General features: G+C 66.5%; 15 protein-coding genes. 9 read left to right on the top strand and 6 right to left on the bottom strand.

What is annotated here, in order from left to right; translation table 11 throughout:
• Positions 1-21: 21 nt before the first annotated feature.
• Genes ASG20_RS14595 through ASG20_RS14580 form a run of 4 tightly spaced genes read right to left on the bottom strand, consistent with a single transcriptional unit; the run spans position 22 to position 2,811 of the window.
• On the bottom strand, positions 22-1,302 hold the full coding sequence (locus ASG20_RS14595; protein ID WP_056054214.1) for a flagellar hook protein FlgE: 1,281 nt from the start codon (positions 1,300-1,302) through the stop codon (positions 22-24).
• A 31-nt stretch (positions 1,303-1,333) separates the two neighbouring features.
• Positions 1,334-2,017, bottom strand: a complete 684-nt coding sequence (locus ASG20_RS14590) for a flagellar hook assembly protein FlgD (protein ID WP_056054212.1) — start codon at positions 2,015-2,017, stop codon at positions 1,334-1,336.
• 2 nt (positions 2,018-2,019) lie between these two features.
• Entirely contained in the window at positions 2,020-2,415 is a 396-nt protein-coding gene (gene flgC, locus ASG20_RS14585) for a flagellar basal body rod protein FlgC (RefSeq protein ID WP_056054208.1), read from the bottom strand.
• Between the two features lie 18 nt (positions 2,416-2,433).
• Positions 2,434-2,811: a flagellar basal body protein gene (locus tag ASG20_RS14580; RefSeq protein WP_082470992.1), complete on the bottom strand. Its 378-nt coding sequence runs from the start codon at positions 2,809-2,811 to the stop codon at positions 2,434-2,436.
• A 694-nt stretch (positions 2,812-3,505) separates the two neighbouring features.
• Here ASG20_RS14580 and ASG20_RS14575 point away from each other — a divergent pair.
• The 9 genes from ASG20_RS14575 (at position 3,506) to ASG20_RS14535 (ending at position 10,354) form a co-directional block, all read left to right on the top strand.
• Positions 3,506-4,189 (top strand): motility protein A, encoded by a 684-nt coding sequence (locus tag ASG20_RS14575; RefSeq protein ID WP_056054203.1) that lies wholly within the window; start codon positions 3,506-3,508, stop codon positions 4,187-4,189.
• Entirely contained in the window at positions 4,186-4,740 is a 555-nt protein-coding gene (locus ASG20_RS14570) for a hypothetical protein (RefSeq protein WP_231420573.1), read from the top strand. Before ASG20_RS14575 ends, ASG20_RS14570 begins: the two co-directional genes overlap by 4 nt.
• Entirely contained in the window at positions 4,737-5,231 is a 495-nt protein-coding gene (locus ASG20_RS14565; protein ID WP_056054201.1) for a flagella basal body P-ring formation protein FlgA, read from the top strand. The genes ASG20_RS14570 and ASG20_RS14565 overlap by 4 nt, the downstream gene beginning before the upstream one ends.
• Positions 5,232-5,329: 98 nt before the next feature.
• Positions 5,330-5,644 carry a flagellar biosynthesis anti-sigma factor FlgM gene (flgM, locus tag ASG20_RS14560; protein WP_056054198.1) on the top strand — a complete coding sequence of 105 codons (315 nt, stop codon included), beginning with the start codon at positions 5,330-5,332 and terminating at the stop codon, positions 5,642-5,644.
• Complete coding sequence (locus tag ASG20_RS14555; RefSeq protein ID WP_056054194.1) at positions 5,631-5,948, top strand: hypothetical protein; 318 nt, start codon at positions 5,631-5,633, stop codon at positions 5,946-5,948. The genes flgM and ASG20_RS14555 overlap by 14 nt, the downstream gene beginning before the upstream one ends.
• 165 nt (positions 5,949-6,113) lie before the next feature.
• Positions 6,114-6,959, top strand: coding sequence for a hypothetical protein (locus ASG20_RS14550; protein ID WP_056054192.1), 846 nt, complete (start codon positions 6,114-6,116; stop codon positions 6,957-6,959).
• A gap of 3 nt (positions 6,960-6,962) precedes the next feature.
• Positions 6,963-9,023: a flagellar biosynthesis protein FlhA gene (gene flhA / locus ASG20_RS14545; RefSeq protein WP_056054189.1), complete on the top strand. Its 2,061-nt coding sequence runs from the start codon at positions 6,963-6,965 to the stop codon at positions 9,021-9,023.
• Positions 9,020-9,787, top strand: a complete 768-nt coding sequence (locus ASG20_RS14540; RefSeq protein WP_056054186.1) for a FliA/WhiG family RNA polymerase sigma factor — start codon at positions 9,020-9,022, stop codon at positions 9,785-9,787. Before flhA ends, ASG20_RS14540 begins: the two co-directional genes overlap by 4 nt.
• A gap of 39 nt (positions 9,788-9,826) precedes the next feature.
• Positions 9,827-10,354: an AAA family ATPase gene (locus ASG20_RS14535; protein ID WP_056054183.1), complete on the top strand. Its 528-nt coding sequence runs from the start codon at positions 9,827-9,829 to the stop codon at positions 10,352-10,354.
• A gap of 46 nt (positions 10,355-10,400) precedes the next feature.
• On the opposite strand, the gene ASG20_RS14530 is transcribed toward ASG20_RS14535, so the two are convergent.
• Positions 10,401-12,068, bottom strand: a complete 1,668-nt coding sequence (locus ASG20_RS14530) for an MFS transporter (RefSeq protein ID WP_056054180.1) — start codon at positions 12,066-12,068, stop codon at positions 10,401-10,403.
• 50 nt (positions 12,069-12,118) lie between these two features.
• The gene (locus ASG20_RS14525; protein ID WP_056054177.1) at positions 12,119-13,552 is read right to left on the bottom strand and encodes a DcaP family trimeric outer membrane transporter; all 1,434 of its coding nucleotides are present in this window, start codon (positions 13,550-13,552) and stop codon (positions 12,119-12,121) included.
• Positions 13,553-13,704: the final 152 nt, after the last annotated feature.

The following is a 13,704-nucleotide window of genomic DNA, read 5'->3' as shown; positions in this document are numbered from 1 at the left end:
GTCCCCTGCGCGCTTTTTCGGTCAGCTGCGGATGTTGAAGATGGTCTGCGAAATCTGGCTGGCGGTATCCAGCGCCTTCGAATTCGCCTGGAAATTGCGCTGTGCCGCGATCAAATTGACCAGCTCCTCGGTGATGTCGACGTTCGATCGTTCGATCGTCCCCGACATCAGGTTGCCGAGGCCACGCTGACCAGCCGTGCCGGCGATCGGGCTGCCCGAGACGCCGGTCGATGCCCAGCCGCTGTCACCGAGCTGGCGCAGACCCGACGGGTTCGAGAAGTTGACGAGTGCCACCTGGCCCAGAGCCTTGACGTCGCCGTTCGAGAAGCTCGCCTTGACGATCCCGGCATCGTCGACGGTCACGCCCTGCAACTGGCCGACCGCAAGGCCGTCCTGCGTCTGCGTGGCAACCTTGAACGACGCCGCGCTCTGCGTGCTCGCGGTCAGGTCGAGGCTGATCGCCTGCGCCGACCCGCTGGCCGGGGTGAACGCGTCGAACGTGGTCTTGGCCGCCGGAGCTATCAGCTGCCCGGTGCTGCCGAACTGCAATTTCACGCTGTCGCTGCCGCCTGCCGTCATCGGCTTGTCGCCGACGAAGCTGTAGACCGACCAGGTCGACGACAGGTCGGCGGTGCCGCCCTGGGGCGTTGCGATCGGCGCCGTATCGCGGACGTAATAGCTCGTCATCGCCATCGGATTGCCCTGCGAGTCATAGACCGAGGTGGTCGTCGCCTGGTTGTACGACGACACGTCGAGGCGGTTGAACGTCGCGTTCGCCGGCTGCGCGGTGTTGGCGTTCAGGTTGACGCCCAGCTTGACGTCCTGCGTCGCCTTCAGCGCGCCGCTGGTCGCGGGCAGCGTCAGGTTCTGCAGCGTGTTCATGCTCGCCTGGATGACGTTGCCCGAACCGTCGACCGGATAGACCTGGAGGAAGTTGCCGTTCGCGTCGGTGACGTTGTTGTTGGCGTCGACCAGGAACGAGCCGTTGCGCGTGTAGTTGACCGTCGCCGAGCTCGGATCGGGCTTGACCGCGAAGAAGCCGTCACCCGACACGGCGAGGTCGAGCGCGCTCGCCGACTGGAGCAGATTGCCCTGTCCGAACTGCTGGCGGTTGCCCTTGACCATGACGCCCGAGCCGACCTGCTGCGACGGCGCGACCGACACGCTCGAAGCGATCACGTCGGCGAAATCGGTGCGGCTCTTCTTGAAGCCGTTGGTCGAGACGTTCGCCAGATTGTGCGAGATCGTCGCCATTTCGGCCTGCGAAGCCTGGAGACCGGAAAGCGAGGTATAGAAAGACATGCGGTGAACTCCTTGAAATTAGGGGGTGCGATCAGCCGATCTGGCGGATGGCGCTGGCCGGCACTTCGCCGATGCCGGGGAGGGTGAGGACGGCAGAACCGGTGGTGGTCGAGACCGACTGGACCGGTGCCCAGACCAGGTTGGTCGCGCCGACCGCGGCGCCGCCGCTCTGCGCCGCGACGCTGATCGTGAAGGGGCCATTGCCGGCATCGACCCCGGCGGCATTCTTGCCGTCCCAGTCGTAGCCGACCGTGCCCTTGGCCTGCGGCCCGAGCGCCATCGTCTTGAGCGCGGCGCCGCTCGCGTCGCTGATCGTCACGTTGACGCCCGACGCCGCGGCGGCCAGCTCGACCGACCCGGCGATCCCGCCGCCGGTCCGGCCGTACGCGGTCGTGCCGGCGGTCAGCACGGTCTTGCCGACATAGCCCATTGCTTCGCTGGTGCTGGTGACGCCGAGCTTGTCGGCGATCGCCTTCATCGTCGAATTCATCTCGGAGATCCCCGAGGTGGTCGAGATCTGCGCCATCTGCGCGACCATCTGGGTGTTGTCGACCGGGTTGAACGGGTCCTGGTTCTGCATCTGCGCGGTCATCAGCTTCAGGAAATCGGACTGGCCGAGATTCGACGAGCCCGAGGGGGTCGCCGTTTTGGCCGCCGCCGTCGAGGTGCGCGCGATACCGAGACTGTTCAGCGTGGAATCGAAAGATGTCGCCATGATCAGCGGCCTAGCTTGAGGGTATCGATGATGAGCGACTTGGCCGTGTTCATCACTTCGACGTTGTTCTGATAGCTGCGTGCGGTCTCCATCATGTCGACCATCTCGCGGGTTTCATCGACCGATGCCTCGAAGATGTTGCCATCCTTGTCGGCCATCGGATTGTCGGGGTCGTAGCGCTTGGTCGGCGCTTCGCCGGCGCTGACGACGCGCTCGACGTCGACCGTCGACATGCCGCTCGCCGCGTCGAAGCTGGTGCGGAACACCGGCCGCATCGACTTGTACGCGGTCTCCGCCGATCCGGTCGTGCCGCCAGCGTTGGCAAGGTTGGACGCGGTGGTGTTCATCCGGACGAGCTGCGCGGACATCGCGCGGCCGGCCACCTGGAAGATCGTCATGGGCTGGTTGGACACGTCTTATTCCCCCTTCAGCGCGCGGGTGATCGTGCTGATCCGCCCGTTCAGGAACGACAGCGTCGTCTGATACTGGACGGCGTTCTCGGCGAACGCGGTCTGCTCGTGGCTCAGCTCGACGGTGTTGCCATCGAGCGAGGTCTGCGTCGCGACGCGGTATTTGGTCGCGGCACTCGTGCCGCCATCGTTCTCGACCGACGCAAGCGCCGCGTTGAAATCGATGTCGCGCGCCTTGAAGCCCGGCGTCGACGCGTTGGCGATGTTCGACGCCAGCACGCCCATGCGCTGCGAGCGCACCTCGAGTGCCGCCCCATGAACTCCGAAAAGCGTGTCGCCTGACACAGACCTGTCTCCCGGCGCAACCGTTGCGCAACCAGACATAAGCAATGCCCGTGCCAGTTTTCGCGATGTGGGTGGAGGATGTTGCTTTGCCGGTCGACGGCAGGTGGCCGGCAAGCCGTCCGGCAACCGTTTGCCGGTGCGGCAGCACCAACCGGCAGCCGCTTTGCCGGTTCGCGGCTCACCTAGCTTATGAAGGGGTTAGAGAATGTTCGGTGGGCGCCGCAGCCAGCCAAACAGCCCACCCACCCCCAGCCCCTCCCTTCACGAGGGAGGGGAGCAAGAAATTTCAGCGCGCATCCCGCTCTACTCCATGTTTCCCCGCGAAGGCGGGGACCCAGACTGGACTCCCGCCTTCGCGGGAGAACAACGAGGAGCCACCCCGCCCCCCCCCCTCATAGACGGCCAACAAACAAACAAACGCACCACCCCGGCGAAGGCCGGGGCCCAATTGGCAAGGTAGCAGTAACGAAGCGCGCCCTGCGTTAGCGACGTTACCCAATTGGACCCCGGCCTTCGCCGAGGTGGTGGCTTAGGGAAAGGATCGGGCCCCACCCAACAACCCACACCTTACTTCCCCCCTCCCTCGTGAAGGGAGGGGCCGGGGGTGGGTGGGCCTCTTGGCGAGCACAGCAGCTCGCGACCAACGCGCCCAGCCTCCCTTCCAAAGAGCGCAGCCACCACCCCCGCCCACAACGCCCCCAAAACTGGCCCACACCTTGCAGAGATCGCGCGTATGATCACTTCCGACCTCCTGTTCGATCCCGTCGCGCTCGCCATCGTCGGTGGCGGCACCGCGCTCGCCGTCGTCCTGCGCACGCCCGCCCGCGACCTCGGCCGCGCGCTGGCCGCGGTGACCATCCTCGGTCGCGCCCGGTTCGACGCCGATCCGTTGCTGCAACAGATCACCGCGCTGTCGCGGATCGCCAAGCGCCACGGCGTGATGGCGCTGGATCGCTCGGTTATCACCGACAATGACGTCGCCGCCGGGATCGCCGCGATCGTCGACGGCGGGACGGCAAACAGCGTCGCGACTCTCGTCCAGCATCGTCGTCGCGCGCGGATCGAGCGCCACGTCGCCGCCGCCGATGTCTGGGCGGGCGCAGCCGAGGCCGCCCCGGCGATGGGCATGGTCGGCACGCTGATCGGCCTCGCGCAGATGTTCGCGACGATGAACAATCCCGACGCGATCGGCGGCGCGATGGCGGTCGCACTGCTCGCGACGCTGTATGGTGCGCTGCTCGCCAATCTGGTGTTCATGCCGATCGCCAACCGCCTCCGCGCGCAAGGCCGCACCGAAGCGTTCGAACGCGCACGGATCGAAGCGCCGCTGGTGGCACTCGCCGAACGCGAGACGCCACGCGGCTATGTCGCACCGACCCCGCTGCCAACCTTGGTCCCGGCAGTCTCGGCAGCATGACGACCAGCGACTATCCCGAGACGGCGCCCGGCAAACCGCTGTGGCTGATGACGCTCGCCGATCTCGCGCTCCTGCTCGTCGGCTTTCTCGTGCTCGTCCAGGCGAGCCAGCATCTCGGCGCGCGCGATCTGGCGAAGGGCATCCGCAAGGGATTCGGCGCGAACGTCGCCGAGCCGACGCCGATGCCGGTCGCCGCCGCGGGCATGCTCGATTTCGCGCCCGGCTCGGCGATCATGCCGACCAGCCCGGGCGCGCTCGTCGCCTGGGCGCGCGAGGCCGGGCGCGATCCGCGCATGATGCTGACCGTCACCGGCTCGACCGACGGCACCCCCGCCGACGTCGACCCCACCACCGGTAGCGCCGCGATCCTCGCTGCCGACCGCGCCCGCGCCGTCGCCGCTGCGCTGTCGGCGGTCGCGCCGTCGCGCGTGACGATCGTCACCACGACCAAACCCGGCCGCCGTGCCGCCATCGTCTCGCTCGCCTTCGTCGGCGAGCCGCAGAAGACCGCTCCCATGCAGAAGATTGCCCCCATGAGGACCATGTCATGATTCTTCCCCTCCTGCTGGTCGCCGCGAGCTTCCAGGACACCACCACGCTAGACGCCTCGGTCGCGGCCTTCACGGGCCGCCCGACAGGCGCCGAGGGTGGCGCGCGCACGCCGGTCGACGCGCGATTGCGGCTCGCGACCTGCCCGACGGTGTCGCTGTCGTGGCGCTCCGAACAGCATGACGCAGTCGTCGTCTCGTGCGCCGGACCGGCATGGCGGATCTTCGTCCCCGTCATCCGCCCGGCAAGCGCCCCCGCAGCCATCGCCGCGTCGTTCGTCCCCGTCGCCAAGCTCCCGCCGGTGATCAAGCGCGGCGATCCGATCGTGATCGAGGCGGGCACCGAAGGCTTTTCGATCAGCCGCGAGGGCGTCGCGATGGGCGATGCCGCGCCCGGCGGTCGGTTCATGGTCAAGGTCGACGACACCCGCACGCCGGTCCAGGCGATCGCGATCGAGGCTGGCCACGCCACGCTGCCCGGCTGGTCGAACTGAGCCCGGCCGACCCGAATTTTCGAACGGTTTAATTTTGCTAAAGCTTTCGAGCGTGCGGTCGTATCTCCTGATGTCAGCGCAAACCAAAGGATGCGGACATGGTGGATTCGATCGGCGCGAAGCCGTCAGTAGCAGGAGATCGCTCCGTCGCGCGCGTCGCCGCCGCGACGCCGACGACGGCCGTTCAGACGCCGGTACAGCAGGCATCGTCGCCGGCATCGGCCCAGCCCTCGGTCCTCTCGGACTCGTTGGCCCTGGCGAAGACGATGGCCTCGTCGCCCCCGGTCAACGCGACGCGCGTCGCCGAGATCAAGAAGGCGATCGCCAGCGGCACCTTCCCCATCCTTCCCGCGACCATCGCCGATCGGCTGATGGCGCTCAGCCTCGCCTGGAATTCCAATGAAGCGGCGTGAAGCCCTGATCCGCGTGATCGACTCGCTGCATGCCGAGATCGCCGCGCTGAAGTCGAACGACGTCGCCAGCCTCGAGCGCGCGACCGCCGACAAGCTTGCCGGGATCGAACAGGTCGCGCTGCTCGGCACCGGCCCCGCCGGCACCGAGATCCGCGAGCTGGCCGACGAAGCGAACCGGCTCAACGAGACGTGCCGGATCTACACCAATCTGATGGCGGCAAATGTCCGCCGCCGCCTGCAAACCCTGACCGGTGACGGTGCCATTGCCGGGTATCGGCCGGGTCTGCGCGCCGCGTACGCTTAACCTCCCGTCATGCCGGGCTTGTTCCGGCATCCACCGGTCCGCATACCCCATACCCTGAGAGCGCGCGGCACCGTGGACCCCGGAACCAGTCCGGGGTGACGAAGAAAGAGAAACTGGCACGCCCCTTGCTTAGCATCCCCTGAACCAGGGGCACCGCACACGGGCATGACCGTCAATCCTATCACTACCGGCCGGATCCAGTCCGCGATCGCGCTTGCGAGCAGCAAGACGGGCGTGGATTTCGACTATCTGCTGGGCCAGGCGAAGCTCGAGAGCGGGCTGAACGCCAATGCCAAGGCCGGCACGTCGAGCGCATCGGGCCTCTATCAGTTCATCGAACAGAGCTGGCTCTCCGTCGTCAAGAAGCACGGCGCCGAGCACGGCATGGCCTGGGCCGCGAACAGCATCGGCCAGTCGTCGAGCGGCCGCCTCTCGGTCGGCGATGCCGGCACCAAGGCGGCGATCCTCGCGCTGCGCAACGATCCCAATGCCGCCTCGCTGATGGCCGCCGAATACGCCTCGGACAACAAGGCGTCGCTCGAAGGCACGCTGAACCGCCCGGCCTCGGGCACCGACCTGTATATGGCGCACTTCATGGGTCTCGGCGGCGCGACCAAGTTCCTCAAGACGATGCAGGCCAACCCGCAGGCGAGCGGCGCGGCGCTCTTCCCCGCCGCCGCGCGCGCGAACCACAACGTCTTCTACGATTCGAACAACCAACCACGCACGCTGTCGGCGATCTACGACCGGTTCGCCGACAAGCTCGGCGGTGCCGCCGCCGGGGCCAGCGCGACCGCGACGCCCGCCAACTACGCCGCGCAGGCGCTCGACATGAACGGCTCCACGGTCATCACCGGCAGCAACGAAAGCGCCGACGACGCACTCGCCTGGGCGACCACGGCGATGGGCAGGTTCACCGGCAAGACGACGCAGGCCGCCGCCAGCATCCTGCGCCCGACGCCCGATACCGCGCGGCTCGCCTACATGATGCTCGCACGGTTGGGCGGCTAAGCCATGAACCGCATTCTCTCCAACGCCCGCGCGTCGGTCCTGCCGCTCGCGATCCTGCTGCTCGTGCTCGTCATGGTCGTGCCGATCCCGGCGTTCATGCTCGACATCTTCTTCGTGGCGAACATCGCGATCAGCCTCGCGGTGTTGATGGTCGCCCTGAACGCGCAGAAGCCGCTCGATTTCTCCGCCTTCCCGACCGTGCTGCTGTTCGCCACCCTGTTCCGTCTCGGCCTCAACGTCGCCTCGACCCGCATCGTGCTGGTCCATGGCCATGAGGGCGAGAGCGCGGCGGGTCACGTCATCGAGGCGTTCGGCACGTTCCTGATCGGCGGCGATTACGTCGTCGGCATCTTCGTCTTCGCGATCCTGATGATCATCAACATGATCGTCGTCACCAAGGGCGCGGGCCGCGTGTCGGAAGTCAGCGCGCGCTTCACGCTCGATGCACTCCCCGGCAAGCAGATGGCGATCGACGCCGACCTCAACGCGGGCCTCATCACCCCCGACGAAGCCAAGGCGCGCCGCGTCGAAGTCTCGACCGAAGCCGATTTCTACGGCTCGATGGACGGCTCGTCGAAGTTCGTGAAGGGCGATGCGGTCGCGGCGATGCTGATCCTCGCCGCCAACATCATCGGCGGCCTGATCCTCGGCCCCGTCAGCCACGGCATGACGATCGCCGACGCCGCGCACAATTACATCCTGCTCGCGATCGGCGACGCACTCGTCGCGCAGCTGCCGTCGCTGATGCTCTCGATCGCCGCCGCTTCGATCGTGACCCGCGTCACCTCCGACAAGGATCTCGCCGGCCAGATCGGCGGCCAGTTCGGTTCGCCACGCACCTGGACGCCGGTCGCGGTCATCCTCGCGCTGCTCGGCATCCTGCCCGGTATGCCGCACATGGTGATCCTGCCCGCCGCGGCGATCGCCGGGTTCGCCGCGTGGAAGCTGCGCCAGATCGAGCGCCGCCCCGCCCCCGTCGTGGTCGTCCCGGTCGAGACGATCGACCAGTCGAAGATCGGCTGGGAGGAAGTCACCGACGGCATGCAGGTCAATCTCGACATCGGTTACGGCCTGGTGCCGCTTGCCGACGAGCGGCGCGGGTCGCCGCTGATGGGGCGGATCACCGGCGTCCGTCGCCAGCTGTCGAAGGAACTCGGCTTCGTCGTGCCGCAGGTCCGCGTCCGCGACGACATCAACCTCGCCCCGTACGTCTACCGCATCCTCGTCAACGGCGTCGTCGTCGGCGAGGACACCGTGTCGCCCGACGAGATGCTCGCGCTCGACACCGGCCAGGCGTTCGGCGACCTGTTCGGCAAGAAGGTCAAGGATCCGACCTTCGGGCTCGACGCGACCTGGGTCGATGCGGGCGACGCCGATGCCGCGACCGGTGCGGGCTATCTCGTGGTCGATCCCGGCACCGTCATGGCGACGCATCTGAACCACCTGCTTGGCCAGAACGCGTCCGAGCTGCTCGGCCAGGACGAAGTGCAGGCGCTGCTCGACGGCCTCAAGGAGCGCGCCGCACAGCTGGTGGCGGCACTCGCGCCGCTGCCGATCACGACGCTGACGCAGGTCCTGAAAGGACTGCTCGCGGAGAACGTGCCGCTCAAGGAATTCCGCCGCATCGCCGGCGCGATCGCGGTCGCGGCGCAGCGCACGCAGGATGCCGAGGAGATCATCGAGACGATCCGTCCCGAACTCGGCGCGCTCATCATCCAGAAACTGTGCGGCGTGCGCGAACCGCTGCGCGTCATGACGTTGGAGGGTCAATTGGAAGGTCTGCTCGGCCAGGCGATGCGCGCCGATCAGTCGCGCCGCCACGTCATCGAACCCGATCTCGGCCGCCGCATCGTCGAGGCGTTGCAACGCGCCGCCGAACCGCTGATCGCCGAGGCGAAACCGTTCGCGCTGGTGGTCCAGCCGACCATCCGCATCGCCATCCGCAAGCTGGTGCGGACGTGCCTGCCCGATACGCCGGTCATGTCGTTCTTCGAAGTGCCCGAGGAGAAGGCGGTCGAAGTCGTCGCCGTCATCGGTGCCTCGCAGCAGGCGCTGGCGGCATGAGCGCGCTCCCGATGCGCGGCGCCTTCGCCGACGCCCAACCTTTCACGGGCCAGCCCCTCACCTACCGCCCGCATCAACGCCCCGGCGGCGACGCCGACCAGCTCGTCAAACAGCATCTGCCGCTGGTCCGCCGGATCGCCTGGCACGTCCACGGCAGCATGAGCAGCAGCGTCGAGGTCGAGGATCTGATCCAGGTCGGCCTGGTCGCGCTGGTCGAAGCCGCCGCGAATTTCGACGAGCGCGGCATGCCGTTCAAGACCTACCTCATCACCCGCCTGCGCGGCAGCATGATCGACGAACTCCGCCGCCAAGCCACGAGCACGCGCGGCGCGATGCGTCGCCGCCGCCAATATGCCGAGGCGATCTCGACGCTAACCGCCCGCACGGGCAAGGCTCCCGGAGAAGACATGATCGCAGAGCATATCGGCGTGACGATCGAGAAACTCCGCACCGACTACGTCACCGCCGACTCGATCCGCTTCGACTCGATCGACGAGATGTATGCGGACGACCTGCCCTGGTTCGCCGACGACACGCCGGATGCATTCGAGCAGCTCGCCGACAGCGACATGCGCGAGGCCCTGATCAAGGCGATCACCGCGCTGCCCGAACGCGAGGCGCAGGTGATCCAGCTTTATTATGTCGAGGAACTCAACCTCGAGGAGATCGGCGAAGTCTTCGGCGTCGGCTCCGCGCGCGTCTGCCAGATCAAGGCGTCCGCGCATGCGAAGTTGAAGAAGGCGCTCGCCCGCCAGATCGCCTGAGCTCTGTTTCTTCAGCGCGCGGAAGAGTAATCGGCGCGGATGACGTTGGACGAACTCGGATCGCGCATCTGCATCATAGGGCCGTCCAACAGCGGCAAGTCCACGCTGGCGGACGCCCTATCGCAGGCGCGGGGGCTTACCGCGATTCACCTCGATCAGCTTCACCATCTGCCGCATACCGACTGGGTCCCGCGGCCCGCAGACGAATTCGCCGTGTTGCACGACGCTGCGATTCTGGGCGCATGCTGGGTGATCGACGGCAATTATTCGCGGCTTCTCCCGCATCGGCTGGAGCGCGCCACCGGGCTTATCCTGCTCGACGTTCCCACTGCGGTCAGCCTCTACCGCTATCTGAAACGCTGCTGGTTCGATCATGATCGTCGCGGCGCGCTCAAGGGCGGTCGTGATACGGTGAAATGGGTGATGATCCGCCACATCACCACCGCGACCAGGGCGAACCGAGCCCGCTATGCCCGGATGTTCGAGGACATCCACCTGCCGAAAGTGGCGCTCGAGTCGACCGGTGCGCTTGCCGCCTTCTACCGGTCGAACGATTTGCGCCGCTGAACGTCGATCCGGACCCCGTATCCTGCGGGGTCCGGACCAATTTCGGTCAGCTATGCAGCGACCGGCGGAACGTCTCGGGCAGGAACACCAACCCGACCAGCGCCGTCACCGCGCAGGCGAGGATCGGGTACCAGAGCCCGTAGTAGATATCCCCGGTCGCCGCGACCATCGCGAACGCCGCGGTCGGCAGGAACCCGCCGAACCAGCCATTGCCGATATGATAGGGCAGCGACATCGACGTGTAGCGGATCCGCGTCGGGAACAGCTCGACGAGCAGCGCCGCGATCGGGCCGTAGACCATCGTCACGTACAGCACGAGCAGGACGAGGATCGCGACGACCATCGGCTTGTTGATCTGCGCCGGGTCCGCCTTTTCAGGATAACCCACCGCGGTCAGGGCGGTCTTCACTTCGGTACCGAACGCCTTGATCGCAGCGGCTTTCTCGGGCCCCGAAACGACCGCCGGATTGACGACCGGGATGGTCGTGCCGCCGATCTTGATCTGCGCGACGGTGCCAGCAGGTGCGATCACGTTGGCATAGGAAATGCCGGCCTTCGCCAGATACGCCTTGGCGATGTCACACGAGCTGCTGTCGAACTTGTTCTTGCCGACCGGATCGAACTGCACCGAGCACTCGTCCGGATTGGCCACCACCGTCACCGGCGAATTGGCCTGCGCCGCATAGAGCGCCGGGTTAGCGGCCTTCGACAGCGCATGGAACAGCGGCATGTATGTCAGTGCGGCGAGCGCACAGCCGGTCAGGATGATGTATTTCCGCCCAATCTTGTCCGACAGCCAGCCGAAGAAGATGAACGCCGGCGTGGCGATCAACAGCGCGATCGCGATCAGGATGTTGGTGGTCGGCCCGTCGACGCGCAAATTCTTCTCGAGGAAGAACAACGCGTAGAACTGGCTGGTGTAGAACACGACACCCTGCCCGACGACCGCACCGAACAGCGCGATCAGCACGACCTTGAGATTGCTCCACTGCCCGAACGCCTCGGTCAACGGCGCCTTCGACGTCTTGCCCTCGTCCTTCATCTTCTGGAACACCGGGCTCTCTTCGAGCTGCATCCGGATCCAGAGCGACACTGCGAGCAGCGCGATCGAGACGATGAACGGGATACGCCAGCCCCATGCCGCGAACGCCTCTTCGCCGACCAGGGTCCGCACGCCGATGACGATCAACAGCGCCGCGAACAGCCCAAGCGAGGCAGTGGTCTGGATGAAGCTGGTGAACAGCCCGCGCTTCTTGTCGGGTGCGTGCTCCGCGACATAGGTCGCAGCACCACCATATTCGCCGCCGAGCGCGAGGCCCTGCAACAGGCGCAACACGACAAGCGCGATCGGCGCGGCGACGCCGACCGACGCGTAGCTGGGGAGCAAGCCGACCAGGAAGGTCGACAGGCCCATGATCGCCATCGTCACGAGGAACGTGTTCTTGCGGCCGACGACGTCGCCGATCCGCCCGAACACCAACGCGCCGAACGGCCGCACCGCGAACCCCGCCGCGAACGCCGCGAGCGCGAAGATGAACCCGGTCGTTTCGTTGACGCCCGAGAAGAACTGCGCGGTGATGATCGTCGCGAGCAGGCCGTAAAGATAGAAATCATACCATTCGAACACCGCGCCCAGCGAGGACGCGATGATGATCAGCGGCTGGCTCTGTTTCACGTGCCCAAGGGGCGATGCGTCCCCTGTTGTCGTCGCCATGGCGGTATCCTCTCAGATAGGTTGGGTGGGGATTCTGCTGCGTTGGGCAGTCAGAACCCGTATTTGAATGCGAATTCGAGGCGGTCGAGCGCGCCGGTGTCACCCGAGACGAGCTCGCGGACGGCGTGGCGATATTCCACGCCGATGTCGAAGCCCTTGCCCGGCGACCAGAACAGGTTGCCTGCGCCGCCATAGGACTTGGCGTTGGCCAGCCCCGTGACGATCACGCCGGCCGGATAATTGGCCGACTGGTAGCTGCCCATGAGCGTCGAATGGATCGCATCGGTCCAGCCGATCCGCAGCGCCGCGAAGCCCGCGAAATTGTCGATCCGCTCGAGCTGCGTCGCGGTGCCGCCATAGATCGCGTCGGGCACGTATCCCAATCCCAGGTACCGGCCGATGCCTTGCCCGTAGGTCGCCATGAAGCGCAGGTCGTGACGCTTGCCGATCGGAATCTTGCCGGACCCGGAAACGCCCCAGCCAAAGGCGGTATCGCCGCTGCCCAGCGTATCGGTGCGCAACTCGCGCGCGAGGCCGGCAAGCGCGAAATCGCCGAATTTCGGCTTCCAGTTCACCCGTGCCACCACGTCGGGCAGGCGATCGTCATCCGTGTCGACCAGCGCGGCGTTGGCCGGCAATGCCGTTTCCGTTTCGGGGTTCTCGGCCGCGATCTGCAACGTCAGGCCGGATCGCAACGGGATGGTGTAGCGGACCTGGGCCTGGCGGTTGAACACCGTGCCGTCCAGCGGCCCGACGAAATCCGTCGTCTCCGGCAGTACGGCGATGTTCTGGAAGGTCGACCATTCCTGCCCGACCAGCAAATTGCCATATTCGATGAAGCCGCGACGGAAGGTGGGCGTGTAGGGATTGGTCGCGCGTTGCGCACCGACCGGCGCCGTCGCGAGCGCGAAATCGAACTCCACCAACGTCTTGATGTCGGTGCCGTTCATCGGCGTCGACGTGCTGAACTGCAGGCGGGTCTGGCGCGCGGAGAGCAGTAGGTCCTGTGTGGAGAACCCGCCGCCGACCGGAATCTGCTGCGGCAGGAAGAACTCCTTGCCCAGCCCCCCGACCGCGGCCTCGCCATCGCTGTAGCGGCTGGCAATGACGTTGAGGCGAACGAAGCCGCCCAGCTTGACCGTCGTGTTGCCGACGCGAAAACCGTCGGTCGGTGCCGAATTTGTCGCGACAGGCTTGGCCTGGGCCACGTTGGTCGCGCCGGGCGATCGGCCTGGCGACTCGGATGCCACGCTCATGGGGGGCGTGCTCGTGGAAGTCGCGCTCATGGTAGTCGGGGCGATCGGCGCCGCAGCCGTCGCCCGCGCCGCGGTCAGCTCGCCGCGCAGATCCTGCACCGCGGCTTCGAGCGCCTTCAACCGCGTCTCGAGCTCGACTTCGCGCGCAGTCTGCGCCTGCGCCGCGGTCGGCACCAGCCCCGCCAACGCACTACTCACCAGCAGCGTTCTGAAAGCCAATCGCTTCATGCCCGTTTCCATCCCCACCCGTCTCCGTCCCAGTTCGTCTATTCGACGTTCTACTATAGGATCGTTGCCACCATGACGGATTGCGACGACGCACACATCCCTTACTTTGGTGAGGGATGATCGTGCCGACACGACCGCGTACAGCGCGGCAA

It is taken from the genome of Sphingomonas sp. Leaf198, assembly GCF_001424005.1.
Classification (GTDB): domain Bacteria; phylum Pseudomonadota; class Alphaproteobacteria; order Sphingomonadales; family Sphingomonadaceae; genus Sphingomonas.
This window is presented reverse-complemented; position numbering and strand designations above follow the sequence as displayed.

Excerpts from the sequence above, each read along its gene's own strand:
- ASG20_RS14595 (WP_056054214.1), bottom strand. The coding sequence starts at position 1,302 with ATGTCTTTCTATACCTCGCTTTCCGGTCTCCAGGCTTCGCAGGCCGAA.
- ASG20_RS14590 (WP_056054212.1), bottom strand. The coding sequence starts at position 2,017 with ATGGCGACATCTTTCGATTCCACGCTGAACAGTCTCGGTATCGCGCGC.
- flgC (WP_056054208.1), bottom strand. The coding sequence starts at position 2,415 with ATGACGATCTTCCAGGTGGCCGGCCGCGCGATGTCCGCGCAGCTCGTC.
- ASG20_RS14580 (WP_082470992.1), bottom strand. The coding sequence starts at position 2,811 with ATGTCTGGTTGCGCAACGGTTGCGCCGGGAGACAGGTCTGTGTCAGGC.
- ASG20_RS14575 (WP_056054203.1), top strand. The coding sequence starts at position 3,506 with ATGATCACTTCCGACCTCCTGTTCGATCCCGTCGCGCTCGCCATCGTC.
- ASG20_RS14570 (WP_231420573.1), top strand. The coding sequence starts at position 4,186 with ATGACGACCAGCGACTATCCCGAGACGGCGCCCGGCAAACCGCTGTGG.
- ASG20_RS14565 (WP_056054201.1), top strand. The coding sequence starts at position 4,737 with ATGATTCTTCCCCTCCTGCTGGTCGCCGCGAGCTTCCAGGACACCACC.
- flgM (WP_056054198.1), top strand. The coding sequence starts at position 5,330 with ATGGTGGATTCGATCGGCGCGAAGCCGTCAGTAGCAGGAGATCGCTCC.
- ASG20_RS14555 (WP_056054194.1), top strand. The coding sequence starts at position 5,631 with ATGAAGCGGCGTGAAGCCCTGATCCGCGTGATCGACTCGCTGCATGCC.
- ASG20_RS14550 (WP_056054192.1), top strand. The coding sequence starts at position 6,114 with ATGACCGTCAATCCTATCACTACCGGCCGGATCCAGTCCGCGATCGCG.
- flhA (WP_056054189.1), top strand. The coding sequence starts at position 6,963 with ATGAACCGCATTCTCTCCAACGCCCGCGCGTCGGTCCTGCCGCTCGCG.
- ASG20_RS14540 (WP_056054186.1), top strand. The coding sequence starts at position 9,020 with ATGAGCGCGCTCCCGATGCGCGGCGCCTTCGCCGACGCCCAACCTTTC.
- ASG20_RS14535 (WP_056054183.1), top strand. The coding sequence starts at position 9,827 with ATGACGTTGGACGAACTCGGATCGCGCATCTGCATCATAGGGCCGTCC.
- ASG20_RS14530 (WP_056054180.1), bottom strand. The coding sequence starts at position 12,068 with ATGGCGACGACAACAGGGGACGCATCGCCCCTTGGGCACGTGAAACAG.
- ASG20_RS14525 (WP_056054177.1), bottom strand. The coding sequence starts at position 13,552 with ATGAAGCGATTGGCTTTCAGAACGCTGCTGGTGAGTAGTGCGTTGGCG.